We start from the raw sequence: 26,411 nt of genomic DNA on the forward strand, positions 1-26,411 counted from the left end.
AACCTGAGCAGCCTGCCGCTGACGGATGAGCAAGGGTCGCGCTTTGAGCAACTGCCGCAGTTACGCACCTTGCAGGCAGGGCAAACGGGTGAATGGCCAGCGGTGATGCAAGGCTCGAAAGGGGATATTGCGGTACGCGTGTGTGCATACCGCAAGACGGATGAACAAAGGATGGAAAGCGAGCGCAAGTTACAGAGAACTGCACAAAAAAAGCAAAAACAGAAGCAGCTTCAATCACAGACAGTGGAGGCAGCAGGCTACGTTGTGGTGGTCACGACCTTGGACTGCCTGAGTGCGCAAGAGGTCTTGGCCCTTTATCGGCACCGCTGGCAGGTGGAGTTGGCGTTCAAGCGGATGAAGTCATTGCTAGGGTTATCGCGCTTGAGAAAGAAAAACCCGGAAGGCGCGAAAGCCTGGCTGCAAGGGAAATTATTAGTGGCTTGCCTTATTGAGCGGTTGATCGCCACAGGCGAGCATTTTTCCCCTGTCGAGAGCGAGGGGCATTCAAGAAAACGTGGCTCAGAGGCGTTGTCGCTGGCGTGAAATGGCCTTTATCCATTGGTTGCTTTGTAGCGTGATCAGTCCCCGCTTGTCGTTGTTTACGTGTCTTGAGAAATGGGATTACTTCAGTCGTGCACTGCGCGAATCCCCGCGAAAAAAGCGGGGATACCAGCAAGATGAGCTATGGAGCGAGAGATTTGGTTAGCGCCTATGGGGCTTGCCCCCGTTCGGCTGCGAAGCAGTCGTAAAACCAGCACATGAGATGTGTCTGGCAGAACCGGTTTGCAGGTTTTAGGGCCGCTGCGCGCCCCAACGGGGGCAAGCCCCCTCGCCACAGGAGTTGTGCGCAATGTGAGCCACAGCGTCCGTCGCTACAGCGCTACAGCGCTACATCGCAGTCTTGAACCCTTCCTCCCGCTGCAACAGCCGAGCCTGAATCACATCCAGCACGGCGCAGCCTTCGCGCGTCAGTAGATGCACCGCCCGGGTGATGCGGGTGAGGTCACAGTCGGAAATGTCTTTGAGGTTGAGGCTGGACAAGGTGTCCGTCAGATCGCGAACCACGGTGAAACGATGCATGGCGCAGGCGGCCATGTCGCTGAGTGCCTGGTGGGTATTGATGAAGAGTACCGGGTTTTCGGCGTCGTAGGTGTCGATGGGGAGGTAACGGGGCATGACTTGGTCGAACATGGTGTAACTCCTGTAATTAGAGCAACCACCATTCGCGGCCAAACGAAAAAGGTGGCAGCCGTACGCGGGTTGGCCGACCGGGTACAGGAACCGGCACACCCGAAGGTGTCCCACGCACAGCCGCCATAACACAACGTTTCAGACATACATCGCCTGAAAGGTGTTGGGGACGCTGAGCGTTCCTGCATTCGACCGGCCAAGGTCGTTCGCGGTCTTTTCCGCGAGCCCGAACTATAGGGGTCGATGCTGAAACGCGGCAACAGGGTACGTTGTAGGAAACGTCTTGGAAAGTTGTGCGCTACTGAATGATCGTTCCCGCGTGGGCACGATCATTCAGACCTGGTTTCATTCATCGGCCAAATGCGCAATCCACTACGAATAGGTGATTTCACTGAGGTCGATAGCCACCAGCAACGCGTCCTTGTCCGCCTCCCCATCCGCCCCGCGCCGATAAGCCCGTCGCTTGCTCGGCATGCGCAGCCCCTGGGCTTCTACGTAGTCATGGACGTACTGGGCCGCCGGCAGGCCACCACTGACGTCGACGTTGTAGTCGTGCCGGCGAAGCAGGTAATCCTCACCGAAATAGAAATCCTGTACCGCGCAGTGGGTAGCGATGCTTTCGGGAAAGCGCACCCGCAAGCGGCGCCATCGCTGTGCGCCCTCTTGCCAGGGCTCGATTTCCTCGGCCACGACACCTGGCAAGGTGAACGCAAAGGGCATGGTCAAGTAGGACCAGAGCGCATAACCGTTGAAGTACGCCCGCTGCAGTGGATCCCAGGGTGTCGTCTCCCCATGGCCACGAAAGGACTCCCGTGGCGCCAGGCGCTCGGCGACCACCTGCCCGTCGGTCTTTTCAATGGCGATTCGATCCGGCGTGAAGGCGGTAAGCTGATCAAGAGCCCCGAAAGGCATCACCGAGGCTCTCTGCTCATGCAGCCAGACGGTCATCTGGCGTGGCGTGCTGTCCTGCGTCAGCCCTTTCATGCCCCACAGCAAGCCGCCCGTCACCAGGCTGGCGCGAACGGTAGTGAACCGGTTCCGGCGTTCGAGACCACCATGGGCGATCAGTACCTGATCGAGCAGTTCACGCTTCTGTTCACTCATGGTTGTGTCCTCTTTGTTTCTGCGTGGATCCGGCATGACGCCTCACCTGGAAAGCCAGGCCCATGGAGTCATTGCAAGGCGTGTGATTTTTTCAAATTATATTAGATTTGTAATATTTTATTGAAAAGCCCTTCTCGCCCCAAGCGTGCACCTTCCGACCCTGATTTCGAAAACCAGCGCTCTGCTTCGCGGGCGTTTGTTGAACGCCAGGCGTCAGCGAGGATTACCAGCTTCTGGCAGTTGGAGCCTGGTCAGGGCGATAAATCCCGTCCCATTCGCCTTGAACTCCACGCTCAAGGGTTAACCTGATACCCCCGCCCCTGCAGACAACTGGTATAGGCCGTTGCACTGGTCGTCGCACTGGTCTTCTCCTGCGCCCGGCGTTCCTGACGCTGGCGCGAACCACCCACCACGGCTCCAGCCACTGCAGTTTCCTGGGCGCGATCCTGGCGATAGTCCTGCTTCACGTCGTCATCGACACCCTCATAAAACTCGTCATGCTGACGTCCTCGTACCTGCGCGCCAGCCGCCCCGGCAGCGGCGCCAACGGCGGCTCCACGAAGTCTGCCCCCGGCAGGCGGCGCGGTCGCGGAGCTCTGGCTGGCAGCCACGGTTTGACAGTCGGTGATGTCCAGCTGGATTTGTTGCGAAGTCTGGCCCTTGATGGGCACGACTGTTTCCGCCCAGCCTTGAGTGCCGGCAAGCGACAAGGTGAGGCACAGACTAAGGGACGATAACCTATTCATGACAACCTCCGACAAGGCCCAGCGCTCCGCAGAGGACTGGGTCGGGGGACAGGCAGGTAACGACATCGCACCTGGTGATTGTTGGGCTTTGTGCTGAAAAATTGTAAACCTGGTGCTCAACGGGATCTGCGCGAAATGGCGGAAGGCTGCGGGAGTCGAACCTGCCCGGGAACGGCTGCCGTCCCCAACCGGGTTTGAAGCCCGGCCGCGCCACCGGGCGCGATTGCCTTCCTTGAGGTTAGCCTTCGGTCCGCTGTGCCAGTGCATTGTCCGCGCGGAGGCGGCGCTGGTCGCCAAGCCGTCGGGTCAAGCCGATCCGGTCGAAGAACTCGAGTATCTGAATGCTGCGCTTGCGGCCCAGGCCGACCCTGTCGCGAAACGCCGAGGCCTCAATCACCGGGTTATCAGCAACCAGTTGCACCAGCATAGCCGCCAATTGGCGCACCGTGGCGTCAGCGTAAAACAGGTCACGCACTACTTGGTGTCGATCGAGACGTTGTAAGAAGCGTATTTGTCGACCCGCAGTTTCAAGGTGGCGGAATTGGCAGGCAACTCATGGCTGTCATTCATTCAGCCGCCATCAGTGCGGGACTTGATGCTTTGCACGTGCCCTCATCGATCACGGCCGAAGGCTTTTACGCCAGGCTGGGCTATTGAAAAACACGTCATGAATTTCATGGTGCCGAGCGCACGATCATTATGGAGAGGATGTTGGCGCAATAGCGGGTCCTGATCGAGGACCCGATTGTACTGCTATCGACCCTTCAAACCCGCTCCAATGCCTGAGCCAGATCCGCCCGCAAGTCTTCCACATCCTCGACCCCCACTGACGTATTACTCAGCCACAAACTTGCTTGTGCCCCCAATCACATCGTCCGCCCAGCTCAAGGCCGCAACGACGGTCGGGAAACCAATCGTGCTCGTCAGTGAAATCAGCGTGTGATGGATCTGCTCTGTCGTGGCGCCCGCTTCCTGTGCCCGCCTGGTATGACTGTGCACCGCGCCCTCGGAGCGGATGGCCGCGGCGGCAGCGAGCTGGATCAGCTGGACAACCTTCTCGTCCAGCGGGCCGGCATGATGTGCAGCCGCACCCAAGGCCTGCACCGCGCCAAAGTAATCCGGGTATTGCTGTTTGAGACGTTGGTAGATGTTGTGCTCCTTCTTGCTTTCCATCGTTGTCTCCTCGCGTTGGATATTAGTTCTCGCCTTTCACTTCACGCAGCGCTCTACCAGCTCCGCCGCGCTGGTCACCGGGGGTTCGCAGGTGCGGTTTCGGCACACATAGGCAGTGGTTTGCCCTTTGAGCATATGCCGGTCTGCGCCAATGGGCACATCCTCGGCAAAAGCCAGGACCCATGCTGGCAGGTAGCGGCGCTGCAGGCCCGCCACCAGGGCACTGGCCGCCGAGCGTGCGCCGGCGATGACGATGCTGATCGGGCCACGCTGGACGAAGTCCTGCGCCGCCAATAGATGGGCGAAGCCGAAGGGATTCTGGGCGGCCGCGGCGCGGTACATCGCAAACACCTGCTCGGCGCGCTCGCGGTACAGCTCGCGGCCGGTCAGTTCATGGAGGCGCAAGAACGCGAATACGCTGGTCGAGGTGCCCGATGGCCAGGCATTGTCTTGCGGCGCCCGTGGCCGGTGCACCAGCGGCTCGCCATCGCTGGGGGTGAAATAGAGTCCGTCCTCCCAGAATTTCTCGAGGATCTGCTCGACCAGCTGCGTGGCGCGTTCGAGATAACGCGGGTCGAAATCGCACTCGTAGAGATCGAGCAAGGCGTTGGCGAGGAAGGCGTAGTCCTCGAGGAAGCCTGGAACCTTGGCCGTGCCCTCCCGCCAGGCCCGGTACAGGCCACCCTCGGGAGTCGACAGGCGATCCAGAATGAAATCCGCGGCGCGCCGCGCGGCGTCCAGGTGGGTCGTGGTTCCGGTCGCCTGGTAGGCGGCGCAGAGGCCCTGGATCATTAACGCGTTCCAGCTGGTGAGGATGTTCTCGTCGCGTCCCGGACGAATGCGCTGGCCCCGCGCTGCCAACAACCTGTCGCGCAGACCCGCCAGTTGCACTTCTTGCGCCGCGTCCAGTACGGCTGCGCGGTGCAGCACGGTGGTGCCATGCTCGAAGTTGCCGCTGGCGGTCACGCCATAGGCCTGGCAGGCTAGCGCGGCGTCCGGGTCGCCGAGGACGGCCTGCACCTGCGCGGGCGTCCATACATAGAACTTGCCTTCTTCGCCCTCGCTGTCGGCGTCCTCGCTGGCGTAGAAAGCGCCTTCGGGGTGAGTCATGTCACGCCGGATGTAGTCGATCGTTTCCTCGAACACCCGCCGCCAGGCAGGCTTGCCGGTTGCCCTGTAGGCGTCGGCATAGAGCTTTACCAGCTGGCCGTTGTCGTAGAGCATTTTTTCGAAATGCGGTACGGCCCAGCGCTCATCCACGCAGTAGCGAGCGAAACCGCCGCCCAGGTGATCGTAGAGCCCACCGGCGGCCATCTGATCCAGGGTCAGTTCCAGAGAGCGCAGCAAGTCCGGCTCGTGCAGGCGCGGATAAAGGCGCAGGACCAGATCATGGCAGGCCACGTTGGGAAACTTCGGTGCATCGCCCAAGCCACCGTGCACCGGGTCGGTGTTCCTGGCAAACAGCCGGGCAGCGGCGGCCGGCTGGTCTGGCTCCAGCGGCGTATCGCCCTCGAGCATTTGCCTGTCCATGGCGTGGTAACCCTGGAGGAACTGTTCGACGTTCTGCCGCAGCGCTTCTCGGTTGTTTTGCCAGGCCTCGCTCAGACCGCGCAGAAGTTGGTCAAATCCAGGCCTGCCATAGCTTTCCCGCGGTGGAAAATAGGTGCCGCCGAAGAACGCCTCACGCTGCGGGGTGAGAAACACCGTCAGTGGCCAACCGCCACCCTGCCCCATCATCTGCACTATTTTTTGATAGATGTCGTCGAGGTCAGGCCGCTCCTGGCGGTCGACCTTGATGTTGATGAAGCGTTCGTTCATCAGGCGCGCGATCTCCGGGTTCTCGAACGACTCGTGGGCCATCACGTGACACCAGTGACAGGCGGCGTAACCCAGCGACAGGTGGACGGGCTTGTCCTCGTCGCGCGCACGCTGGAACGCCTCCTGACCCCAGGGATACCAATCAACGGGGTTCTCTGCGTGCTGGCGCAGGTAGGGCGACGTTTCCTTGGCGAGCCGATTGCTCATGGCTGCATCCTCACAATGGGTTCCTCACAGCAGGCCCAACTGCAGGCGGGCCGCCTCGGACATGCGACTTTGATCCCAGGGCGGCTCCCAGACGATCTCCACCTCGACCTGACTGACTCCGGGAATGCTCTGGACCCTGGCGCGTGCCTCCTCCCTCAGCACGTCGCCCATCCCGCAACCGGGCGCGGTCATCGACATCTTGATCTCGACGCGCTGGCCGCCATCGGCGAGCGGCGAGGCGTGGCACTGGTAGATCAACCCGAGATCGACCACGTTGACCGGAATCTCCGGGTCGTAGACGGTGCGCAGCCTGTCCAGCACCTGCTGGATGTCGAAGGCGCCGCTGAGCGCCGGCCGGGGCCGGGGCTGAGACTGAGGAGCCTCCAGCCCCAGGGCATCGGCGTCCTCGGCAGCAATCCTTGCCAGCCGGCCGCCGACGATCTGCACCGTGATGCTGCCACCGAGTGCCTGGGCCACCATCACGCGCTCGCCGCGCTTAAGCTGCAGCCGATCCCCATGAGGAATCAGGGTCGCCGCGCAGTCCCGCGTGAGCTCGATCGGTTGGGGATGGCCAGGCTGGTTCGGGTTGTCGAAATGAAAGCCGGCGCCTTGCAGCTCATACGCAAAGTCGATGGACAGGCCATCGGCTCGCCCTGCGCTGGCGGGATCGAGCAGCAGCCTGATGCCGTAGTCGGTTTCGACGACGATATCGCCCTCGACGCCGGGCTCGAACAGAAACTCATGGGCGAAGCCCTCGTCGATCCTGAGTCGTACCGAGTCCCCGCTACCATCCGCCAGGGCGGCACCGAGGATTTGCTGCGCCGAATCGCTGAGGCGGATCTTGGGGATGGCTGGTTCGGCTGTCATGGCTTACTCCGTCGAGACCTGTGCGTCGCTGCCTTCGAGGGCACTGCGCAGCGTGTGCCAGGCCAGGGTGGCGCACTTGACCCGCACCGGGAATTCCCAGACTCCGGAAAGCACCGCGAGTTTGCCGAGTTCCGCGGGCACCACTCGGGCGTTGGGCCCTTCGGTGAGCAGCGTATGCACCCGGGCAAAGAGTGCCAGCGCCTCCTCCGGCTTCTTGCCCTTGACCGCCAGGGTCATCAAGGATGCCGAGGCCTGGGAAATGGCGCAGCCGACGCCCTGGAAGCCGATGTCCTCGATCACCCCGCCCGCGAGTTTGATATAGATCCTCAGCTGATCGCCACACAGCGGATTGAAGCCCTCCGCCGTATGGGTAGCGTCCTCGAGCTTGCGGAAATTGCGCGGTCGCTTGCCGTGGTCAATGATCACGTCCTGGTAGAGGTCGCGCAGCTCATCGCCGCTCATCGGAACACCTCCTGGACCTTGGCCAGGCCCGTCACCAGCGCATCGATATCCTGCTCGGTGCTGTAGCAGCCGAGCGAGGCGCGGGCGGTGGCGGCCACACCGAAGCGGTTCATCAAGGGTTGGGCGCAGTGGTGCCCGGTACGAATCGCGATCCCCTCGCGGTCGAGGATGGTCCCGATATCGTGTGGATGGATGCCATCGAGGACGAACGAGAGGACCCCGACTTTCTGCGCCGCGGTGCCGATCAGCCTGAGGCCGGGCACCGCTGTCAGCGCCTTCGTCGCGTAGGCCAGCACACTCTGCTCGTGGGCGGCGATAGCGGCGGGCCCCAGCTCGCCGATGAAATCGATCGCCGCGCCAAGGCCAATCGCCCCGGCCATGTTCGGTGTCCCTGCTTCGAAGCGGTACGGCGGTTTGTTGTAGACGGTCTTCTCGAAGCTGACCGAGAGGATCATGTCGCCGCCGCCCTGATAAGGTGGCATGGCCTCGAGCAGCTCGTGACGGCCGTAGAGCACGCCAATGCCGGTGGGACCGTACATCTTGTGCCCCGACAGCGCGTAGAAGTCGCAGCCCAGCGCGCGCACGTCAACCTTCTCGAGGTGCGGGGCCGCCTGGGCGCCGTCGACCAGCACCCGTACGCCCCGGGCGTGGGCGAGTTCGACGATGCGTCGGATCGGGTTGATGGTGCCGGGCACATTCGACACATGGGTGACGGCCAGCAGCCGGGTCCTGGGCCCGATCAGCCGTTCCAGCTCATCGAGCAGCAGTTCTCCGGAATCATTGATGGGGGCCACTCGCAGCCGGGCACCGGTTTGCTCGCAGAGCATTTGCCAGGGCACGATGTTCGAGTGGTGCTCCATAGCGCTGATCAATACTTCGTCGCCCGCGCGGACCTGAGCCTTGCCATAAGTTTGCGCCACCAGATTGACCGCTTCGGTGGTGCCGCGGACGAAAACGATCTCTTCGACCTGCTCGGCATTGAGGAAGCCCTGGACCTTGGCCCGTGCCTTCTCATACTCCTCGGTGGCGCGCACCGAGAGGTAGTGCACGCCACGGTGCACGTTGGCGTTCTCCCGCAAGAAGAAGTGCGACATTGCTTCTATGACCGCCAGCGGCTTCTGGCTGGTCGCGGCGCTGTCGAGGTAAACCAGCGGCTTGCCATAGATCTGCTGCGCAAGGATCGGGAACATCTGGCGCACCCGCTCGACGTCATAACCTGACGCAGGCAAGAGCTGTTTCGGCAATGCCTGCAGGCTGCTTTCGAGCTCGCTCATACCAACACCTCCAGGCGCTGCAGCTGCGCGGTGACCAGTCGCTGCACATCGGCGCGCAGCGGTTCCAGGCGAATCAGCTCGAGCATCTCGCTGACGAACGCAAAGGTCAGTACAGACCGCGCCATCGCCAGGGAAATCCCCCGCGAGCGCAGGTAGAAAAGCGCCTGCTCATCCAGTTGACCGACGGCGGCACCATGGGCGCACTTGACGTCATCGGCGAATATCTCCAGCCGTGGCTGGGTATTGATCTGGGCCACCTCCGACAACAAGAGATTCTTGTTGGTCTGACTGGCATCGGTCTTCATCGCGCCCGGATGCACGATGATTCGCCCGTCGAAGACGCCATGCCCGCGATCATCCATCACACCTTTATAGAATTCGCGGCTGGTGCAGCGCGGTGCCAGGTGCTCGATGGTCGTCTGGTTATCCAGGTGCTGCTTGCCCCGTGGCAGGTAGAGGCCGTTCAGGACGACCTCCGCGCCGGGCCCCTCGAGCACGACTCGCACCTCCTGGCGTGCCAGCGCCGCCCCCAGTGCCCAGGAGTGCGCGGTAAAGTGACTGTCCCGGGCCTGGCGCACGCTGAGCAGCGCGACATGGAAAGCCGCCGTGCTTTCGTTCTGCACCTTGTAGTGCTCAAGCGCCGCGCCTGCATCGAGTAGCACCTCGCTGACGGCATTGCTGAGGTAGACCTCGCCCGCGCTGCCGACGTGGCTTTCCACCAGGATCGCCCGGCTGCCGGCCCCCACCCGCACCAGGGCGCGAGGATGGCTGGCCCGCGGCGTGGGGCCCGGGGCCGAGAGGAACACCAGGTGGATCGGTTCATCGACCCTGGTCTCAGCGGGGATCTGCACCAGTGCTCCATCCTCGGCGAACGCCGCATTGAGCGCCGTGAACGCCTGCGGTCGGGCGCGGAACGCATCCGCGAACAGAGGCGCCTCGCGGTCGGCACGCAGCAGCGGCGCGAGATGGGTCACTTGAGTGCCTGGGGCCAGCCGCTCCAGCGTCGAGAGCCCGGCGGCGAAATAGCCATTGACGAAGACCAGCCTTGGACCGCCGTAATCGCCGACCAGCCGCTCGACGCTGGCGGCGCACAGCTGCGGGTTCGTGTCCGGCTTGGCTGGCTGGAAAGGGATCTCCAGAATGGGCGCGACGCGTGTGTACTTCCAGGCTTCGTCCTTGGCCGTGGGAAAGCCTTGTTCGGCGACCCATTGAAATGCCGCGCGGCGCAACGCCTGCAGCCAGGCAGGATGCGGGGAATCGGTGCCGGGCTGGAGTCGGCTCAGAAAGGCTTCACTCGCCGCGGTGTTCATGGCCCGGCTCCGGGCACTGGCGGAGTTTGTTCGAAGCTCGCATAGCCGTGCTTCTCAAGCTCGACGGCCAGCTCCTTGCCGCCCGACTGGACAATCCTGCCGTTGGCCATGACGTGGACGCGATCGGGGACTATGTAGTCGAGCAGTCGCTGGTAGTGGGTGATGACCAGCAACGCGCGATCCTTGCTGCGCAGCGCGTTGATGCCGGCCGCGACTATCCGCAGCGCGTCGATGTCGAGACCCGAGTCCGTCTCGTCGAGGATCGCCAGTCGGGGTTCCAGAATCGCCATCTGGAAGATCTCGTTGCGCTTTTTCTCGCCACCGGAGAAATCGACGTTGACCGAGCGATTCATGAAGCTCTGGTCCATCTCGACCAGCGCCATGCGCTCTTTGGCGAGCTCGAGGAAATCCATCGCGTCGAGTTCCTCGAGCCCGCGCTGTTTGCGCACGGAGTTGAGGGCCGTACGCAGGAAGTACAGGTTGCCGACGCCAGGGATCTCCACCGGGTATTGAAACGCGAGGAAGATCCCGGCGACCGCGCGCGCTTCCGCCGGCATGGCGAGCAGATCCTGGCCTTCGTAGAGTACCTCGCCGCTGACCTCGTAGGTGTCGAGGCCCGCCAGCACTTGAGCCAGGGTGCTTTTGCCGGAGCCGTTGGGCCCCATGATCGCGTGCACCTCGCCGGCGTCGATCCGCAACGTGATACCCCGCAGGATTTCACGGCCTTCGACGCTGGCGTGCAGATCATTGATCTCGAGCATGCTCCACCCCGGGCCTCAGCCCACACAGCCCTCAAGGCTCACGCCCAGCAATTTCTGGGCTTCCACCGCGAACTCCATCGGCAGTTCCTTGAGCACCTCGCGGCAGAAACCGTTGACGATCATCGGCACTGCGTCCTCCGCGCTGATGCCGCGCTGGCGACAGTAGAAGAGCTGCTCATCGCTGATCTTCGACGTGGAGGCTTCGTGTTCGACCTGGGCGCTCGGGTTCTTCACCTCGACATACGGGAAGGTGTGGGCGCCACACTGGCTGCCCAGCAGCAGGGAGTCGCACTGCGTATGGTTGCGCGCACCGGTCGCGCCCTTCTGGATCTTCACCAGTCCGCGGTAGGTGTTCTGCCCATGACCGGCGCTGATGCCCTTGGAAAGGATGGTGCTGCGGGTGTGCCGGCCGATGTGGATCATCTTGGTGCCGGTGTCAGCCTGCTGGTAGTTGGCCGTCAGGGCCACCGAGTAAAACTCGCCGACCGAATAGTCGCCCTGGAGAATCACCCCCGGGTACTTCCAGGTGATGGCTGAGCCGGTCTCGACCTGAGTCCAGGAAATCTTCGAGTGCGCGCCTGCGCATTTACCGCGTTTGGTGACGAAGTTGAAGATCCCGCCGAGTCCTTGTGCATCGCCCGGGTACCAGTTCTGCACCGTGGCGTACTTGATCCGGGCGTTATCCAGCGCCACCAGCTCGACTACCGCCGCGTGCAGCTGGTTATTGTCGCGCATCGGCGCAGTGCAGCCCTCGAGGTAGCTGACGTAGGCGCCCTCCTCGGCGACGATCAGCGTGCGCTCGAACTGGCCGGTATCGGCGGCGTTAATGCGAAAGTAAGTCGACAGTTCCATTGGGCAGCGCACGCCCTTGGGCACATAGCAGAAAGAGCCATCGGAAAACACCGCCGAGTTCAGCGTGGCAAAGAAGTTGTCGCTGTAGGGAACCACCGAACCCAGGTACTTGCGCACCAGCTCCGGATGATTCTGCACGGCTTCGGAAAAGGAGCAGAAAATCACCCCGACCTCGGCGAGTTTGTGCTTGAAAGTGGTCGCCACCGAGACCGAATCGACCACGGCATCCACCGCGACCCCGGTCAGGCGCTCCTGCTCGGCAAGCGAAATACCAAGTTTGCCAAACATCTCGCGCAGCTCGGGATCGACCTCGTCAAGGCTATTGGGCCCCGGCGTTTTCGGCTTGGGTGCCGAGTAATAAATGATGTTCTGGTAGTCGATAGGCGCGTAACGGACATTCTGCCAACTGGGCTCACGCATCGTCAGCCAGTGGCGATAGGCCTTCAAGCGCCAATCGAGCAGCCATTGCGGCTCATTCTTCTTCGTCGAGATCAGGCGGATAACGTCTTCGTTGAGCCCGCGCGGGGCCTCATCGCTCTCGAGATCGGAGACAAAGCCATATTTATACGCCTGGCCGCTGAGTTCGCGGATCCCGGCATTGTCAGTGCTCATCGCTGACTCCTCCTGCTGCTGGCAGGACGATTCAATGGTTTTAACTATACTCCATCCCTTTATCTCGCGGCGCGTGCGAGATAAAGGGATGGGGGCCTGCGGTAGCTCCAAAGACATCACGTGCGCCAAAAAACAGGCCGGCCGGTAGGCCGCCTCGCTTTGGCTCTGGCTTTTGATCTTGATCTTGATCTACCCGCCCCTTCGGCAGGCCGAGTGGAGGTGTTCATCAGGGGGGTGGCGCGTAGCGCCGTCAGCGCAGCTGACTCCGCCGCATTGCGGCGCCCCCTGATGGACACCGGAGCGAGGGAACCCCGAGCCTTAGCGAGGTGCCGTACGCGCGGGGCGAGACCTTTGCTTCCTTTGGGGCGTTTGCCAAAGGAAGGCGCCGTAAGGGCGAAACCATTAGTGGCCGTTACCGCAGGAATGGATATGTACACCCGCAAGAGCCAGGCCGGCTGTCAGGCCGTCATCGCGAGCAAGCTCGCTCCCACAGTGGATCGGGGTACATCCTCAAGAGCCAGGCCGGCTGTCAGGCCGCCTTCGCAGATAAAGCGAAGCGCCCCACCGCAACCCCCAAAGACATCACGTGCGCCAAAAAACAGGCCGGCCGGTAGGCCGCCTCGCTTTGGCTCTGGCTTTTGATCTTGATCTTGATCTACCCGCCCCTTCGGCAGGCCGAGTGGAGGTGTTCATCAGGGGGGTGGCGCGTAGCGCCGTCAGCGCAGCTGACTCCGCCGCATTGCGGCGCCCCCTGATGGACACCGGAGCGAGGGAACCCCGAGCCTTAGCGAGGGGCCGAACGCTCGGGGCGAGACCTTTGCTTCCTTTGGGGCGTTTGCCAAAGGAAGGCGCCGTAAGGGCGAAACCATTAGTGGCCGTTACCGCAGGAATGGATATGTACACCCGCAAGAGCCAGGCCGGCTGTCAGGCCGTCATCGCGAGCAAGCTCGCTCCCACAGTGGATCGGGGTACATCCTCAAGAGCCAGGCCGGCTGTCAGGCCGCCTTCGCAGGCAAGTCGGATCGCCGCACCGCAGCTCCCACAGGGGATCGGGGTACATCCGCAAGAGCCAGGCCGGCTGCCAGGCCGCCTTCGCAGGCAAGTCGGATCGCCGCACCGCAGCTCCCATAGGGGATCAGGGTACATCTGCGAGATCAAACATCCCCCGCCTCCCGCAGCAGAATGTCATCACCCTCCACCCGAACCTCGAACCGCTCGACGTGATAGACCGATTCCGTCAGGCATTCACCGCTGATCACGTCAAACTCGTAGGCATGAAAGGGACAGGTCACGACACTGCCGCAGAGCGTACCCTCCCCCAACGGGCCATCCTCATGGGGGCAGGTGTTTTGAATGGCGAAATACCGGCCATCGACATTGAACAGCGCGACAGGCGTTCCCCCCAGGTTCACAGTCTTGCCGGTACCCGCTTGGATATCGCCTACGCTGGCGACCTTTACAAATTCACTCATGGTGCCACTCCCGAGTGCAACCGGCAGGACGCAGAGCCGCGAAACCCAACGGCTGGACGGCCTGCTCTTGATTATCAATATAGCATTCAGGTCTCAATCACCGTTTAGACGGTCGGTATACATCCGAAGTCCAATCGGCTAAAACGGTCCCTCATCGAAGTAAATGAATTGCCCTACAGAACATGGTATTATTTCGCTACTAGCATGCCTCGATTGGCCAAGGGACTGAATGTCATCATGTGGTTTTCAAGTATTAAAACCACTGCGGGCAGCTTGCTGGGCATGGAGATAAGTCCAACCGGCATCGCCTTGGCCCACATTCAACGCAGTTCCGACCAGCCTCCCCGCCTACTCCACTGCCATTTCCGCGAAGCAGCGCCAGAACAACAGCTTGCCGTATTAAAAAGCATGGTCAGCGAGGCAGGGCTTGATGGCTTGCCGGTCAACCTCGTGTTGCACCCCGCCGAATACAAGATGTTGCTTCTCGAATGCCCCGATGTTCCCGCGCAAGACCTGGGCGCCGCTATGCGCTGGCGTATCAAGGACCTGATCAGTGAACCCCTCGAAGATCTCGTCGTCGATGCGTTCGCCCTGCCCGCGGACGCCTACCGTGGCCGATCGCGCATGGCCTATTGTGCCGTACTCGACAAAGCGCGGATGGAAGGCTGGAGCACCCTGATCAAAAAGGCCGGACTCAAGCTCGTGAGCATCGACGTCACTGAAATGGCCTTTCGCAATCTCGGCTTGTTGGCTGGCGCCGAGGATTTGAACATCGCAATGCTCCGCCTGCGTACCACCGGTGGCCTGATTTGCGTGCAGCGCGGCGCCGATTTGTATATGGCGCGTGCTATCGAGCATGGTCTGGAACAGGCCGGGCCGAACTTTTCTTCGGCCACGCTTGAGATCCAACGCTCTCTTGATTATTTCGAAAGCCAACTCGGCAAAGGACACATCAACCGTCTGCTGTTGCTGCCCATGAAAGGTGATAACCAGGGTGCCCTGGAAGCGCTGGGTAGCCGACTCACGGTTAAATTGCAGGCGCTGGATCTGCGTGACTTGTTCGATGGACAACCCGCGGCAGAGCTGGATGAACAGACACAGGCTTCCTGCATGACAGCCGTCGGCGCGGCACTGCGCCAGACGGTTGCCTGATGCAAAACCTCAATCTCTATCAAATAGAAAAACCGGTTCGCGCTGGACCCCATAGACCTCAACTACTGGGTGGCCTGGCCATTCTTATCCTGCTCTGCCTGTGTCATGGCGCTTGGCAAGGCTGGCAACTGCGTGCCGGCGCTGCACGGTTGGTCCAGGCGCAAAATCTGGAGCAACAGCAGCTACGCCAACTCGAAGAGGCCAAGGCCACCTTCGTCCAGCCGGTACTTGATCCGCAACTACCCCTGCGTCTGGCCGACATGGAGGCTCGGAACCGTGCCTTGACGCGTCTGGTCAGCTATCTGCAGACGCTGGCACACCAGCAGCGTATCGGCTTTGTGGCACCACTCGCAGCACTGGCCGCTCAACACCCGCCCAGCGGGCTTTGGCTTAATGCCATTTCCTTGAGCGAAGGTGGGGCGCATATGCGCTTGCAGGGGCTCAGCCTGAATCAACAACTGTTGCCCGATTACCTGGTGCGACTGGGTCAGAACGCCGCGCTCAAGGGTCGTGAGTTTGCACGCTTCAATGTGCGGCTCGGTGAAGATCAGTTATTCCATTTTGACTTGTCCTCACGGGCTACCGATCCACAGGACATCCCATGAACATGGACACATGGTTGCGACGCTGGCAAGCCCTGGCCCCGAGAGAGCAATGGTTGGCATACGGTGCCGGCCTTGCAGTGTGCGGCTTGTTATATGTGCAGTTCGTCGGCACTCCGATCGCCGCCAGGCTCACCAGCCAGACGACTGAATACCAGGCTGTCGAGGCCCGCGGCCTTGAAGCCGCGGCCACTCTGGCCAAGTTGCACGCCGCACTGGAGGCTGACCCCAACATCCCCTACAACCGCGCCCTGCTCTTGGCGTCGACCGACAGCGCGAAATTGCTCGAGCAGATCGACCACAGCACCGGACAGTTGATCTCTCCGAACAAGATGCGCGCCGTGCTTCAGGATTTGCTCAAGGCCCAAACGGGTCTGCAATTGGTCAGCCTGGAGAGTTTCACCACGCCCGTCGAGTTGCCGTCCGCCGATTTAGTCGACACCACCAAAGCGCGCGCACCGGCCAGCTCAGTGGTTTTGTATCGGCATGGCGTACATCTGAAGCTGGAGGGCGGCTATTTCGAGTTGCTGCGTTACTTGCAGGCCGTTCAGGGCACCCCGTGGAAACTCAACTGGGACAGCCTCGACTATCGGGTCGGCGAGGCCGGTGCGGCGCACGCACAGATCAGCCTGCAGTTGTATACGCTGAGTCGCTACGTGGGGTGGATCGGTGTTTAAACGGCTGATCGTCAGTGTGCTGCTATGCAGCGCCATCGTCCAAGGCGCCGGCGCGGCGTCCCTTGATCCGACCCGACCACCCGCCAACCATGCACCGGCGTCAAAGGCAGTCCCTGGAGAACAAGTCCAGGCACTGGTGCTGCAAGAAATCCTGTGGGGCCCGCGGGGCAGCCGGGTAGTCATCAACGGCCAGACCCTGCGCGTCGGCGACTCCCATGCCGATGCCCGCGTAATGACTATTAATCCCCAGACTGTTTTGATCGAACGCCACGGCAAACGCGAATACTTGCGCCTGGCCAAACCTGTTCTACAACCGAGCCGATAATGCCCATGTTGAAGTTCTTATCGGGCGCAGGCCTGCTTGGTCTCTTGTGCTTGCTGACCGCCTGCCAGACATTTAAAGGTGGCGATCAGGTGCTCTATAACCAAAGCAACCAGTTGCTCAACGAAAGCCTGCAACAGGCACAAGCACGCGTAGTGCCTCCGCCTTCGGTCCAGGCGGCGTTGCTGCCTGCTTATATTGCGCAAGGGTCCTCGACCGGCGATCCGCGATTTGACGTCTCGGCCAAAGACATGCCCGCGCGCGACTTTTTCCTGAGCCTGATGCAAGGTGCCGGGCAGAACCTCGTGGTGCACCCGGAGGTCACCGGCGACATCACGTTCAGCCTGCGCCGGGTCACGCTCGAAGAAGTGCTCAGCGCGGTACGAGATACCTACGGCTATGATTTTCGCCGCACCAGTTATGGCTATCAGATCCTGCCAAACAGCATGATCACCCGCAGCTATGACCTCAATTACCTGAACCTGCAGCGCTTCGGAAAATCCGATACCCGGGTCAGTGCGGGGCAGATGACCAGCAACAACAATAACCAGGGGACTGACGGCGATAACGGCGGCAATAACGGCAACAATCGCAACAGCACTAACCAACAAAATGGCCAAAGCACGGCGTCTACCCTGAATGCCAGTCAGGTCACCACTACCAGCGACGTCGACTTCTGGAAAGAAGTCAACGTCGTGGTGAAGATGATCGTCGGTGACGAGGTCGGCAACAATGTGGTGGTCAATCCACAGGCCAGCCTGCTGGTGGTTCGTGCCAGAACTGCCGACCAGGAAAACGTCGCGCGTTTTCTCGAAAAAGCGCAGCACAACCTGCAGCGTCAGGTGGTGCTGGAAACCAAGATTCTCGAAGTTCAGTTGTCCGAAAACTTCCAGGCCGGGATCAGCTGGACCGAGCTGGGCGGCGATATAGGCACCAGCCTGGCGGGCGTGGCGCTGGCTGGCCCAGTCGGTGTTGGCGGGGTATTCAGCAGCACCATCAGCACGGGCGACTTCAACGGGCTGATCCAGCTGCTGGAAACCCAGGGCGAAGTGCGCGTGCTGTCCAGCCCGCGGATTTCCACCCTCAATAACCAGAAGGCGGTCATCAAGGTCGGTTCCGACGAATTTTTTGTCACTGATGTGTCGTCGACATCGGGAACCACCACCGTTGCCGGGATTACCCAACCGACCCAGAACGTGACGCTGACCCCGTTCTTTTCCGGCATCTCGCTGGACGTGACCCCGCAGATCGATCAGCACGACGTCGTTACCCTGCACGTACGGCCGACCGTCAGCCGCGTGACCGATCAGAACAAGATCATCACCCTGAGCGAGGACACCGTACTGAACCTGCCGTTGGCGTTGTCGACCACCCGCCAGTCCGATTCCATCGTGCGAGCCCGTAGCGGCCAGGTCGTCGTGATCGGTGGGTTGCTGCAAAACGATAGCGAGAACCTCGACGCTGGAATTCCATGGCTCAGCAAAGTGCCGGTCATCGGCAACCTGTTCAAGCAACAGCGCAAGGCACTGAACAAAAGCGAGTTGGTGATCCTCATGCGCCCCCAAGTGGTCAACGACGACGTATGGCTGGGGGATTTGCGCAAAACCGCCGAGACCTTCAAGGAACTCAGGTAAGGCTATGTACGAAGCCTACTTCGGTCTACGCGAGAAACCGTTCGCGCTTACCCCCAATACCGGCTTTCTGGTCAGGCTGGCGCCCTATCAGGCGTGCCTTAACCTGCTGCATGTTGCCTTGGGCGAAGGCGAAGGCTTCATCAAGGTGACCGGTGAAGTGGGTACCGGCAAGACCCTGATCTGCCGCACCCTGCTCAAGCAACTGGACAGCGAACACTATCAATTGGCCTACCTGCCCAACCCCGGCCTGAGCCCGACTGGACTGCGACAGGCGCTGGCGCGCGAGCTGCATATCGCCGACGTTGAAGAGTTGGATACCCAGGGCGTGCTGGAGGCCCTGCAGCGGCGGTTGATCGAACTGGCTGCGTCCGGAAAAAGCACGGTGTTGTTGATCGACGAAGCTCAAGGGTTGCCCGTGGGCACGCTGGAAGCGTTGCGGCTGTTGACCAACCTGGAAACCGAGCAGGCCAAATTGCTCCAGGTGGTGCTGTTCGGCCAACCGGAACTGGATGCCACTCTGGCGCGCAATGACCTTCGCCAACTTCGCCAGCGCATCACCTTTTCCTACTGCCTGCGCATTCTGGACCTCAAAGACACCACCCGTTATCTGAACGAGCGCCTGGCCGTCGCCGGCTATCGCGGCGAGCCCCTGTTTGCTCCGGCCGCAGTACGCCGACTGGTACACGACAGCGGCGGAATTCCCAGGCTGCTCAATGTTCTTGCGCACAAAGCCCTGATGGCGGCCTACGGCGAGGGCCGGCGCCAGGTCATGACCCGGCATGTGCAACGCGCCCAGCGGGATACCGAAGGCGCTCTGCCGTTTGTGCCGGGCCGTTCGTTACGACCGCTCTGGCGCGTTGCCTCTGTGTCATTGTTGCTGCTGGTCACCGTCGGGCTCTGGTTGACCCGGTATTGGGAGAGCCTGGTATGAGCCTGGTCAATGACATGCTCCGCGACCTTGAGCGGCGCCGTGCCGCACCCTCCGAGCGGCCGCGGCTGGACGGTCTGGTAGCCGTTGACGAGGCCGACAATGCCCGGCGCTTTCGGCGTCTGCGCATTATCGTCGGCGGGTTGATCCTGATCATGCTGATCGGTGTGCTCGCGGGGCTGCTGATCCACCGTCTGGTGAAGTCTGTGGCACCGCCGCAGGTCGCAACCATAGCGCCTGTCGTACCTGTCACACCTGTCACGAGCCAAAGCGCTCCGTCGCTCGCCCCTGCTCATATGATGGAAGTGCTGCCCCGGCACGATGACCATGGTCTGGTCCTGCAACTGCTATTGGACCGCTCGGCCACCTACCAGCGTCGTGATGAAAGCGGCTCGGTGGCCCTCATCTTTCCGGGGGTGCAACTGAGCACGGCACTTGGCGCCGAACAGCCCCAAGGCCGCCTGGAGCGTGACGGCCACAGTCTGTCGTGGCGCGTTCAGGCCCTGAACCAGGGCGTGCAAGTATTGCTGACGGGGCTGGGTGACAACCTCCAGGTTCGCGATCGATTGGAGGCGTCGGGCGATCATTGGCGTCTGTGGATCGAAGTGCCGATGGCGACGAAGACCGCCACCCCCGATGCGGCGGACACACCGATGGGCATGGAAGAACCGCTCGCTGAAACGCCAGCGGTCGATCCAGCCAGCGCCGAGGAACCGCTGCCCGCCTGGGCCTACGCGCCGGTGCCGACGGCAGACCAAGAGCCTCGCCCCGCCCCTGCTGCCCCGCGGGTCAAACCACCGGTGGCCAGTGGGCCGCCGCAGATGAATATCACCACCTACCAGCCGGACGCCCTGACACTGGCGCTGCAAACCCTGCAGAACGGCGACTATCCGCGCGCCATCCGTGAGCTCAACGCCCTGCTGGCGTCCCGGGGCAATGACGTGGATGTCGTGCGCGGACTGGCCCGCGCCTACCTGGCCGACGGCCAACAATCATTGCTGCTGACGTGGTTACCGCCGCGCTTGAAACAGTGGCCGAACGACAGCGAGTTACGCCTGTTGCTGGCCCGTGCCCAACTGCAATCGGGCAACGCCCGGGGCGCGGTGGCGACCCTGGAGCAGAACGCCCCGCCACTGGCGCAAGACCTGATCTACCACGCCTTGCTCGCGGCCTGCTACCAACAGACCGAGCAGTGGCCACAAAGCGTCGCGCTGTATGAGCAGATGATCAAATTGCGGCCCGGCCAGGCGGCCTGGCAGTTAGGCCTGGCGATCGCTCTGGAGCGACTGGATCGCTCGGCCAGGGCGGCGGTCCATTACCGCCTGGCCGAACAAGGACAAGGTCTGGACGATGGCGCTCGACGCTTCGCCAGTGATCGCGCACTGGCGCTGGGAAGCAGGTGACTAGGTGGGTAACGCTTAATGGATAAGGAAGAGATACGTCGGGGCAAGGTGCGACTTGGCGACCTGCTGATCGACGCCGGGCTACTCAACGATATCCAGTTGCAGCGAGCCTTGCAGGAACAAAAACGTACCGGCTTCAAGCTCGGACGGACCGTTGTCGACCTTGGCTTCGTCGACGAGGTGCGGCTGCTGACCGCATTGTCCGAGCAATTGAACATCTCCTTTATCGAACTCAAGCACTTCAAGTTCGACAAAGCCCTGGTGCAAACGCTGCCTGAAGCCGTGGCCCGGCGCTTCCGGGTCATCGTTCTGTCGCGGTTGGGCGAAGGCCTGGTGGTGGGCATGAGCGACCCGCTCGATCTGTTCGCGCTGGACGAGATGGACCGCTTGCTCAAGACCAGCGTCCAGCCCGCGGTGGTCCGTGAGGCCGAGCTGCTGGCGGCCCTCGACATGCTGTACCGGCGCACCAGCGAGATGGACTTGATCGCTGGCGAACTCGAAGGCGAACTCAAGGACAACGACTTCGACCTGTCCGCCCTGGGCGCCGACAGCAACAGCGAAGCCCCGGTGGTGCGGCTGTTGAAAACGCTGTTTGAAGATGCCGTGCAAATGAAAGCATCGGACATCCATATCGAACCCGGCGAGGGTATCTTGCGCATTCGCCAGCGTATCGACGGCGTGCTCAGCGAGCACATCATGAAAGAAGCGCGGGTGGCTTCGGCACTGGTCATGCGCCTGAAAATCATGTCCGGCCTGGACATTTCCGAGAAGCGCCTGCCCCAGGATGGCCGCTTCAATATCCGGGTCAAGAACCACACCATCGACGTGCGGATGTCGACCATGCCGGTGCAGCACGGCGAGTCGGTGGTCATGCGTCTGCTCGATCAGACTCACGGCATCACCAGCCTCGACGCGGGCGGCATGCCGGCGCCGATGCTCGCGCGGTTTCGCCAGTTGCTGCAGCGGCCTTTCGGGCTGGTGCTGGTCACCGGGCCCACCGGTTCCGGCAAGACTACGACTATCTATGCCGGGCTCAGCGAACTGAACACTCCGCAGAAAAAGATCATCACCGTAGAGGACCCGGTGGAGTACCGGTTGCCGAGGATCAACCAGGTCCAGGTCAACGCCAAGATCGACCTCGGTTTTTCCCGTGTGCTGCGCTCTGCCCTGCGCCAGGACCCGGATATTCTGCTGATCGGGGAAATGCGTGACCAGGAAACCGCCGAGATCGGGCTGCGCGCGGCAATGACCGGCCACCTGGTGTTGTCGACCTTGCACACCAACGATGCCCCGACCTCCGCCCTGCGTCTGGTCGACATGGGGGTGGAGCCATTCCTGGTGGCCACCGCGCTGAACGCCGTGCTGGCCCAGCGATTGATTCGCCGGGTCTGCGAAAGCTGCCGCGGGCCGCACGTTCCCGAGCCGAACCAACTGGTCTGGCTGGAGAAGCTGCACGGCGCCTCATTGGCCGGGCAGGAATTCCAGCACGGCTCTGGCTGCCACCTGTGCCATAACACCGGTTATTCGGGGCGTCTGGGGGTTTTCGAATTGCTGGAAATGAACGAGGCGATGATCAGCTCCCTGCGCCGTGACGACCCACAAGGCTTCGCCGACGCGGCGCTCGCCAGCCCGCATTATCGCCCGCTCGCCACCTGTGCCCTGGACTATGCATTGGCCGGACTGACCAGCATCGAGGAAGTGCTGAAGGTCTGCGTCACCCGGACCGATGAGGCACCGATCTGATGGATAGCGTCTTGCACCGCCCTTCCCCCCATCGTGTCTTCTTTGCAGGTAGCCTGACGCAATGACTCTGTATCGATTTACCGGCCGCGATGCCAAGGGCGGCAAGGTCAGTGGCAGCCGCGATAGCGGTTCCGCCGACTCGCTGGCCAGCGAGTTGCTGGCCCAGCAGATTACCCCGCTGACGATCGAAGCGGCGGCCGGCCAAACCGCCAACGGGCTTGCAGTGCTGGCCGAACGTCTGCGCAGTAAAAAAGTCGATCTGCTGGTGCTGATCATGTTCTGTCGGCAAATGCACAGCCTGAGCAAAGCCGGCGTGCCGATCATCCGCGCCATGGGCGGCTTGGCCGAATCCCAGCGCAATCGCTACTTTCGCGAAGTATTGCTGGAGGTGCGCAGCGACCTTGAGGGTGGCATGAGCATGGCCGTGTCCCTGAATGCCCACCCTTCGGTATTTGGCACCCTGTTCATCAGCATGATCAGCGTCGGCGAAAACACCGGGCAACTGGACCTGGCTTTTCGCCAGCTGGCGATTTACCTGGAGCTGGAACGCGAGACACGCAAGCGCATCAAGCAGGCTACCCGTTATCCGATGTTTGTGCTGATTGCCATGGGCGTCGGCCTGACCGTTATCAACTTGCTGGTAATCCCCGCGTTCGCCAAGGTGTTTGCGCAATTTCATGCGCAATTGCCCTGGGCCACCCGTTTATTGATCGGCACCTCACAGTTCTTTCAGGACTACTGGTGGCTGCTGGGGTTGTTGGTGGCGGGAGGCATCTATGGGTTCACGTCGTGGACCCGGACCGACGCAGGGGCGATGCAATGGGACCGGATCAAGCTGCGTCTGCCGATTGTCGGCGGCCTGTTTGAACGCATCGCCCTGGGCCGCTTTACCCGCACGTTCGCGATGATGTACCGCGCGGGGGTGCCGCTGCTGCAGACCTTGACGATCAATAGCGCAAGCGTCGGCAACCGCTATATCGGCCGGGCGATCCTCAGCATGCGCGAGGGCGTGGAGCGCGGCGAAGCACTGACTCGCACGGCGACTGCCAGCGGCCTGTTCACCCCGCTGGTGCTGCAGATGATGGCGGTCGGCGAGGAAACGGGCGCCCTGGACGACCTGTTTATCGAGGTGGCGGATTTCTATGAGCAGGAAGTGGATTACGACCTCAAGCAACTGGCCGATGCCATCGAACCGATCCTGATCGTGAGCATGGGGGTGATGGTGCTGGTCCTGGCCCTGGGCGTGTTTCTGCCCATGTGGGATTTGTCCTCGGCGGCCAAGGGCCACGGATGAGGCTCACGATGAAAAAAAACCAGGGCTTTACCCTGATCGAACTGGTGGTGGTGATCCTGATACTCGGCATTCTCGCCGCCGTTGCGCTGCCGCGTTTTATCAACGTCAGCCAGGACGCCCATCGCGTCGAGGTCAAGGGGACCGGGGGGGCGTTGGCGTCAGCCATCTTGCTGGTGCGCGCTCAGTATGAAGTCAACCGTCACGGTAGCAGCGGGAGTTGCGGTACCCCGCTCAACTGCCAGATCGATGTGCAGGGTTTTGGCAACAACAACGTCGACGTGAATGCCAATGGCTGGCCGGTGGCGACCGGGGCCACGGGCACGCCGGCGGCCACTACCGCCATGGGCGCAAGCACCTGCAACGAGGTCTTTCGCAGCGTTTTGCAAGCGTCGGCGCCTACGGTGGGGACCAGCGAAGGCACCGATTACCTCACCACAGCTTCCGGGACGGTCTGCACCTTTACCTATCAGCCAGACAACCAGAACAGCGCAATTACCTACGACGCCAGCAACGGCGACGTATCCAATACCATTAACTGAATTAACCCAAGAAGGATCTACACAGTGAAAAGTCAACAAAGTGGTTTCACCCTGATCGAGCTGATCATTGTGATTGTTATTCTTGGCATCCTGGCGGCGTTTGCGCTTCCGCGGTTTGTTGATGTCAGCGGCAATGCCAGGGCCGCGACCATCAATGCTGTAGCGGGATCCATGCGCTCAGCCTCGGCTATTGCGCATTCGGCGCTTCTGGTAGCGGGTACCGGTCCTAACGTTAGCGTTAAGCTTGAAGGCAAAGATATCGCAATGAAGAACGGCTACCCAAGCCTGGCGGGTATATTGGATGCAGCGCAAATCTCCGGGGAAGGTTTAGACACGGCTACTACACCCGGCACAGTGACCGCCACCGGTGCCACGACACCAGCCTCTTGCAAGGTCGTCTACACGGAAGCGACAGCAACAGCCGCCCCTACTGTTGTCGTTACCGCTAGCAGCACCGACTGCTAATGCCTTACAACCGTGGCTTTACCCTGGTCGAGTTGATTCTGGTGATGGTTATCATCGGCATCCTCGCGGCCGTGGTCGGGCCACGGTTCTTTGATCGACGGGTGTTCGATGAACGCCTGTTCTTCGAAGAAACCCTGGCGGCCGTGCGCTACGGGCAGAAAGTTGCCCTGGCCAGCGGTTGCCTGACCCAGGTCAGCCTCGATGCCGGCGGTTACCGCCTGCGCCAGGCGGCCAACTGTACCAGCGGCGCCTACAGCGCCGAGGTCCGCAGCCCGGATGGCGAAACAACCTTTGCCGCTGCAGCGCCCACTGATGTGACGCTGACAACGGTCAATTTTCCCGTGGTATTCGACTCGCTGGGCCGTCCGTCCAGCGCGGCGAGTGCCACTATCGGAACCGTCAACAACGGTTTCACCTTCAACGTCACGGCCGAAACAGGTCTGGTGCAGTGAAGCGCCAACGGGGCATGACCCTGATCGAACTGGTGATCACCATCGTGATCATCGGTATCGCGGCGGCGGCCTTGTTCGGTGCCATGGCCGCTATCAGCAGCCGCTCGGCCGACCCGCTGCTGCGCCAGCAGAGCCTGGACATTGCCGAGGCCTACCTCGAGGAAATCCTGCTCAAGGATTTCGCCGACCCAAGCGGTGTCGCCTGCCCTCCCGCCCCGGCCAGCCGCAGTCAATATCAGCTGGTCTGCAACTACGCCGGGCTGAATGACAACGGAGTCCGGCAATCAGATACCACGCCGATCGTCGCCCTCGCCGGCTACCGGGTGAATGTCACGGTCAATCCGCAAGCCTGGGCAGGCCTGCCGGCGGCTGACGTTCTGTATGTGGAAGTCACGGTGACCGACCCGGCCAATCAGGCATTGGTGCTCGGCGCCTATCGGACGCGTTATCGATGAGCAGCTCAGCACACACCCGCGGTTTCACCCTGGTCGAACTGGTCCTGGTGATCGCCCTGGCCGGCGTTGTCCTGGTACTGATTGGCAGTGTGCTGTCGAGTCCGTTGCAGGGTTTCGTCGATCAGAGCCGACGCGGCGCGCTGGTGGATCAAGCGGCCAGCGCACTCGACCGGATGATCCGCGATGTGCGCATGGCCGTGCCCAATTCGATTCGGGTATCGGCCGATGGCCAGGCGGTGGAGCTGCTGCTGATTCACAGTGCCGCGCGCTACCGCTCGAACCGGCAGGACAGCGAAGGCCTGCGGTTTTCCACGGAGGCGGCCGGCACCTGCGCCAGCACCACCGTGGGCGGTCGCTGCGATGGCGTGCAGGTGTTGGACGCGGCGTTCGATCCCGCAGGCGCGCGCTGGATGGTGCTGTACAACATCGGCGCCGAGTCGGGGGGTGTTCCGGTCGCCGGGAGCAATCTCTGGGCACCCGCTAACCCGGGCGTGATGACCCCCACCGGCAGCACCTTCAGCCTGATCCCGGGAGCCCCGGCAGGGGAAAGCCTGATCGCGGTGGGCAACCTGCCCGTCGGCGGTTTTCGCTTCGCCTACGAGTCGCCGCAGCATCGATTGTATCTGGCCAGGTCGGTGGTGGGCTTTCGCTGCCAAAATGGCCAATTGCTGCGCTACAGCTATGACCGACTGCTGCCTGCGCTACCCGCTGCCCCACCCGCCGACTCCAGTCCCGTGCCTATGGCACGCAATGTCGACTGTGGGCAAACCCAGTTCACCTACCAAGCCGGCAGCACCCAGCGCAGCGGCTTACTGTCCCTGGTGTTGCGGATCACCCTCGAAGGCGAAAGCTTCCAACTCTTGCAACAGGTCCATGTCGACAATGCGCCCTGATCT

The 26,411-nt window shown here is 61.8% G+C and carries 27 protein-coding genes, 1 tRNA gene and 2 pseudogenes; 16 read left to right on the plus strand and 14 right to left on the minus strand.

The window, feature by feature from the left end; translation table 11 throughout:
- The coding region (locus F8N85_RS26870) for a transposase (protein ID WP_150806537.1) at nt 1-543 on the plus strand (543 nt) is incomplete at its 5' end.
- A gap of 345 nt (nt 544-888) precedes the next feature.
- Here the strand turns inward: F8N85_RS26870 and F8N85_RS26875 are convergent.
- The 5 genes and pseudogenes from F8N85_RS26875 to F8N85_RS26895 all read right to left on the minus strand — a co-directional run.
- Entirely contained in the window at nt 889-1,191 is a 303-nt protein-coding gene (locus tag F8N85_RS26875) for a hypothetical protein (RefSeq protein ID WP_150806538.1), read from the minus strand.
- A 372-nt stretch (nt 1,192-1,563) separates the two neighbouring features.
- Nucleotides 1,564-2,295, minus strand: coding sequence for a hypothetical protein (locus F8N85_RS26880; protein WP_150806539.1), 732 nt, complete (start codon nt 2,293-2,295; stop codon nt 1,564-1,566).
- A gap of 293 nt (nt 2,296-2,588) precedes the next feature.
- Entirely contained in the window at nt 2,589-3,041 is a 453-nt protein-coding gene (locus F8N85_RS26885; RefSeq protein WP_150806540.1) for a YMGG-like glycine zipper-containing protein, read from the minus strand.
- A 136-nt stretch (nt 3,042-3,177) separates the two neighbouring features.
- Nucleotides 3,178-3,273: transfer RNA gene (locus F8N85_RS26890), tRNA-Sec, on the minus strand.
- 6 nt (nt 3,274-3,279) lie between these two features.
- Nucleotides 3,280-3,525: pseudogene (locus F8N85_RS26895) on the minus strand (SelB C-terminal domain-containing protein); the annotation flags it as partial.
- Between F8N85_RS26895 and F8N85_RS26900 the strand changes: the two are divergent.
- Nucleotides 3,522-3,698 (plus strand): annotated as a pseudogene (locus tag F8N85_RS26900) (GNAT family N-acetyltransferase); the annotation flags it as partial. The pseudogenes F8N85_RS26895 and F8N85_RS26900 overlap by 4 nt on opposite strands.
- 177 nt (nt 3,699-3,875) lie before the next feature.
- On the opposite strand, the gene F8N85_RS26905 reads toward F8N85_RS26900, so the two are convergent.
- From F8N85_RS26905 to F8N85_RS26945, 9 genes are all read right to left on the minus strand, one after another.
- On the minus strand, nt 3,876-4,214 hold the full coding sequence (locus F8N85_RS26905; protein WP_150806541.1) for a carboxymuconolactone decarboxylase family protein: 339 nt from the start codon (nt 4,212-4,214) through the stop codon (nt 3,876-3,878).
- A gap of 36 nt (nt 4,215-4,250) precedes the next feature.
- On the minus strand, nt 4,251-6,239 hold the full coding sequence (locus F8N85_RS26910) for a thioredoxin domain-containing protein (RefSeq protein WP_150806542.1): 1,989 nt from the start codon (nt 6,237-6,239) through the stop codon (nt 4,251-4,253).
- A gap of 24 nt (nt 6,240-6,263) precedes the next feature.
- Entirely contained in the window at nt 6,264-7,106 is an 843-nt protein-coding gene (gene sufT, locus F8N85_RS34650) for a putative Fe-S cluster assembly protein SufT (protein WP_191636270.1), read from the minus strand.
- A 3-nt stretch (nt 7,107-7,109) separates the two neighbouring features.
- On the minus strand, nt 7,110-7,568 hold the full coding sequence (gene sufU, locus F8N85_RS26920) for a Fe-S cluster assembly sulfur transfer protein SufU (protein WP_150806543.1): 459 nt from the start codon (nt 7,566-7,568) through the stop codon (nt 7,110-7,112).
- Nucleotides 7,565-8,842 carry a cysteine desulfurase gene (locus F8N85_RS26925; RefSeq protein ID WP_150806544.1) on the minus strand — a complete coding sequence of 426 codons (1,278 nt, stop codon included), beginning with the start codon at nt 8,840-8,842 and terminating at the stop codon, nt 7,565-7,567. Before F8N85_RS26925 ends, sufU begins: the two co-directional genes overlap by 4 nt.
- The gene (gene sufD, locus F8N85_RS26930) at nt 8,839-10,152 is read right to left on the minus strand and encodes a Fe-S cluster assembly protein SufD (RefSeq protein ID WP_150806545.1); all 1,314 of its coding nucleotides are present in this window, start codon (nt 10,150-10,152) and stop codon (nt 8,839-8,841) included. Before sufD ends, F8N85_RS26925 begins: the two co-directional genes overlap by 4 nt.
- Nucleotides 10,149-10,913, minus strand: coding sequence for a Fe-S cluster assembly ATPase SufC (sufC, locus tag F8N85_RS26935; protein ID WP_150806546.1), 765 nt, complete (start codon nt 10,911-10,913; stop codon nt 10,149-10,151). The genes sufD and sufC overlap by 4 nt, the downstream gene beginning before the upstream one ends.
- Before the next feature lie 15 nt (nt 10,914-10,928).
- Nucleotides 10,929-12,377 carry a Fe-S cluster assembly protein SufB gene (sufB, locus tag F8N85_RS26940; RefSeq protein ID WP_150806547.1) on the minus strand — a complete coding sequence of 483 codons (1,449 nt, stop codon included), beginning with the start codon at nt 12,375-12,377 and terminating at the stop codon, nt 10,929-10,931.
- Between the two features lie 1,154 nt (nt 12,378-13,531).
- Nucleotides 13,532-13,849 carry a Rieske (2Fe-2S) protein gene (locus tag F8N85_RS26945; RefSeq protein WP_150806548.1) on the minus strand — a complete coding sequence of 106 codons (318 nt, stop codon included), beginning with the start codon at nt 13,847-13,849 and terminating at the stop codon, nt 13,532-13,534.
- A gap of 213 nt (nt 13,850-14,062) precedes the next feature.
- Here F8N85_RS26945 and F8N85_RS26950 point away from each other — a divergent pair, with 213 nt between their 5' ends.
- From F8N85_RS26950 to F8N85_RS27015, 14 genes are all read left to right on the plus strand, one after another.
- Nucleotides 14,063-15,001, plus strand: coding sequence for an MSHA biogenesis protein MshI (locus F8N85_RS26950; protein ID WP_224795756.1), 939 nt, complete (start codon nt 14,063-14,065; stop codon nt 14,999-15,001).
- Entirely contained in the window at nt 15,001-15,606 is a 606-nt protein-coding gene (locus F8N85_RS26955) for a PilN domain-containing protein (protein WP_150806549.1), read from the plus strand. Before F8N85_RS26950 ends, F8N85_RS26955 begins: the two co-directional genes overlap by 1 nt.
- Nucleotides 15,603-16,280, plus strand: a complete 678-nt coding sequence (locus F8N85_RS26960; RefSeq protein WP_150806550.1) for a type II secretion system protein GspM — start codon at nt 15,603-15,605, stop codon at nt 16,278-16,280. Before F8N85_RS26955 ends, F8N85_RS26960 begins: the two co-directional genes overlap by 4 nt.
- Nucleotides 16,273-16,605, plus strand: a complete 333-nt coding sequence (locus F8N85_RS26965; protein WP_150806551.1) for a Type II secretory pathway component — start codon at nt 16,273-16,275, stop codon at nt 16,603-16,605. The genes F8N85_RS26960 and F8N85_RS26965 overlap by 8 nt, the downstream gene beginning before the upstream one ends.
- Nucleotides 16,606-16,610: 5 nt before the next feature.
- Nucleotides 16,611-18,236, plus strand: coding sequence for a pilus (MSHA type) biogenesis protein MshL (locus F8N85_RS26970; RefSeq protein WP_150806552.1), 1,626 nt, complete (start codon nt 16,611-16,613; stop codon nt 18,234-18,236).
- Nucleotides 18,237-18,240: 4 nt separating this feature from the next.
- Nucleotides 18,241-19,167 (plus strand): ExeA family protein, encoded by a 927-nt coding sequence (locus tag F8N85_RS26975; protein WP_150806553.1) that lies wholly within the window; start codon nt 18,241-18,243, stop codon nt 19,165-19,167.
- Complete coding sequence (locus F8N85_RS26980) at nt 19,164-20,567, plus strand: tetratricopeptide repeat protein (RefSeq protein WP_150806554.1); 1,404 nt, start codon at nt 19,164-19,166, stop codon at nt 20,565-20,567. Before F8N85_RS26975 ends, F8N85_RS26980 begins: the two co-directional genes overlap by 4 nt.
- An 18-nt stretch (nt 20,568-20,585) precedes the next feature.
- Nucleotides 20,586-22,310: a GspE/PulE family protein gene (locus F8N85_RS26985; protein ID WP_150806555.1), complete on the plus strand. Its 1,725-nt coding sequence runs from the start codon at nt 20,586-20,588 to the stop codon at nt 22,308-22,310.
- A 61-nt stretch (nt 22,311-22,371) separates the two neighbouring features.
- Nucleotides 22,372-23,604, plus strand: coding sequence for a type II secretion system F family protein (locus F8N85_RS26990; protein ID WP_150806556.1), 1,233 nt, complete (start codon nt 22,372-22,374; stop codon nt 23,602-23,604).
- An 8-nt stretch (nt 23,605-23,612) separates the two neighbouring features.
- Nucleotides 23,613-24,143, plus strand: a complete 531-nt coding sequence (locus F8N85_RS35625) for a type II secretion system protein (protein WP_150806557.1) — start codon at nt 23,613-23,615, stop codon at nt 24,141-24,143.
- Between the two features lie 24 nt (nt 24,144-24,167).
- Nucleotides 24,168-24,608 (plus strand): prepilin-type N-terminal cleavage/methylation domain-containing protein, encoded by a 441-nt coding sequence (locus tag F8N85_RS35630; protein WP_150806558.1) that lies wholly within the window; start codon nt 24,168-24,170, stop codon nt 24,606-24,608.
- Nucleotides 24,608-25,060 (plus strand): prepilin-type N-terminal cleavage/methylation domain-containing protein, encoded by a 453-nt coding sequence (locus F8N85_RS27005; protein ID WP_150806559.1) that lies wholly within the window; start codon nt 24,608-24,610, stop codon nt 25,058-25,060. Before F8N85_RS35630 ends, F8N85_RS27005 begins: the two co-directional genes overlap by 1 nt.
- Entirely contained in the window at nt 25,057-25,515 is a 459-nt protein-coding gene (locus tag F8N85_RS27010) for a prepilin-type N-terminal cleavage/methylation domain-containing protein (RefSeq protein WP_224795757.1), read from the plus strand. Before F8N85_RS27005 ends, F8N85_RS27010 begins: the two co-directional genes overlap by 4 nt.
- Nucleotides 25,512-26,408, plus strand: coding sequence for a type II secretion system protein (locus F8N85_RS27015; protein WP_150806560.1), 897 nt, complete (start codon nt 25,512-25,514; stop codon nt 26,406-26,408). Before F8N85_RS27010 ends, F8N85_RS27015 begins: the two co-directional genes overlap by 4 nt.
- Nucleotides 26,409-26,411 lie beyond the last annotated feature (3 nt).

The sequence above is a fragment of the Pseudomonas fluorescens genome (genome assembly GCF_902497875.1).
Lineage (GTDB): Bacteria > Pseudomonadota > Gammaproteobacteria > Pseudomonadales > Pseudomonadaceae > Aquipseudomonas > Aquipseudomonas fluorescens_BR.

Excerpts from the sequence above, each read along its gene's own strand:
- F8N85_RS26910 (WP_150806542.1), bottom strand. The coding sequence starts at position 6,239 with ATGAGCAATCGGCTCGCCAAGGAAACGTCGCCCTACCTGCGCCAGCAC.
- sufD (WP_150806545.1), bottom strand. The coding sequence starts at position 10,152 with ATGAACACCGCGGCGAGTGAAGCCTTTCTGAGCCGACTCCAGCCCGGC.
- F8N85_RS26990 (WP_150806556.1), top strand. The coding sequence starts at position 22,372 with ATGACTCTGTATCGATTTACCGGCCGCGATGCCAAGGGCGGCAAGGTC.
- sufB (WP_150806547.1), bottom strand. The coding sequence starts at position 12,377 with ATGAGCACTGACAATGCCGGGATCCGCGAACTCAGCGGCCAGGCGTAT.
- F8N85_RS27005 (WP_150806559.1), top strand. The coding sequence starts at position 24,608 with ATGCCTTACAACCGTGGCTTTACCCTGGTCGAGTTGATTCTGGTGATG.
- F8N85_RS26945 (WP_150806548.1), bottom strand. The coding sequence starts at position 13,849 with ATGAGTGAATTTGTAAAGGTCGCCAGCGTAGGCGATATCCAAGCGGGT.
- sufT (WP_191636270.1), bottom strand. The coding sequence starts at position 7,106 with ATGACAGCCGAACCAGCCATCCCCAAGATCCGCCTCAGCGATTCGGCG.
- F8N85_RS26985 (WP_150806555.1), top strand. The coding sequence starts at position 20,586 with ATGGATAAGGAAGAGATACGTCGGGGCAAGGTGCGACTTGGCGACCTG.
- sufC (WP_150806546.1), bottom strand. The coding sequence starts at position 10,913 with ATGCTCGAGATCAATGATCTGCACGCCAGCGTCGAAGGCCGTGAAATC.
- F8N85_RS27015 (WP_150806560.1), top strand. The coding sequence starts at position 25,512 with ATGAGCAGCTCAGCACACACCCGCGGTTTCACCCTGGTCGAACTGGTC.
- F8N85_RS26885 (WP_150806540.1), bottom strand. The coding sequence starts at position 3,041 with ATGAATAGGTTATCGTCCCTTAGTCTGTGCCTCACCTTGTCGCTTGCC.
- F8N85_RS26975 (WP_150806553.1), top strand. The coding sequence starts at position 18,241 with ATGTACGAAGCCTACTTCGGTCTACGCGAGAAACCGTTCGCGCTTACC.
- F8N85_RS35625 (WP_150806557.1), top strand. The coding sequence starts at position 23,613 with ATGAAAAAAAACCAGGGCTTTACCCTGATCGAACTGGTGGTGGTGATC.
- F8N85_RS26970 (WP_150806552.1), top strand. The coding sequence starts at position 16,611 with ATGTTGAAGTTCTTATCGGGCGCAGGCCTGCTTGGTCTCTTGTGCTTG.
- F8N85_RS26905 (WP_150806541.1), bottom strand. The coding sequence starts at position 4,214 with ATGGAAAGCAAGAAGGAGCACAACATCTACCAACGTCTCAAACAGCAA.
- F8N85_RS26875 (WP_150806538.1), bottom strand. The coding sequence starts at position 1,191 with ATGTTCGACCAAGTCATGCCCCGTTACCTCCCCATCGACACCTACGAC.
- F8N85_RS26925 (WP_150806544.1), bottom strand. The coding sequence starts at position 8,842 with ATGAGCGAGCTCGAAAGCAGCCTGCAGGCATTGCCGAAACAGCTCTTG.
- sufU (WP_150806543.1), bottom strand. The coding sequence starts at position 7,568 with ATGAGCGGCGATGAGCTGCGCGACCTCTACCAGGACGTGATCATTGAC.
- F8N85_RS26955 (WP_150806549.1), top strand. The coding sequence starts at position 15,001 with ATGCAAAACCTCAATCTCTATCAAATAGAAAAACCGGTTCGCGCTGGA.
- F8N85_RS26980 (WP_150806554.1), top strand. The coding sequence starts at position 19,164 with ATGAGCCTGGTCAATGACATGCTCCGCGACCTTGAGCGGCGCCGTGCC.
- F8N85_RS26880 (WP_150806539.1), bottom strand. The coding sequence starts at position 2,295 with ATGAGTGAACAGAAGCGTGAACTGCTCGATCAGGTACTGATCGCCCAT.
- F8N85_RS26960 (WP_150806550.1), top strand. The coding sequence starts at position 15,603 with ATGAACATGGACACATGGTTGCGACGCTGGCAAGCCCTGGCCCCGAGA.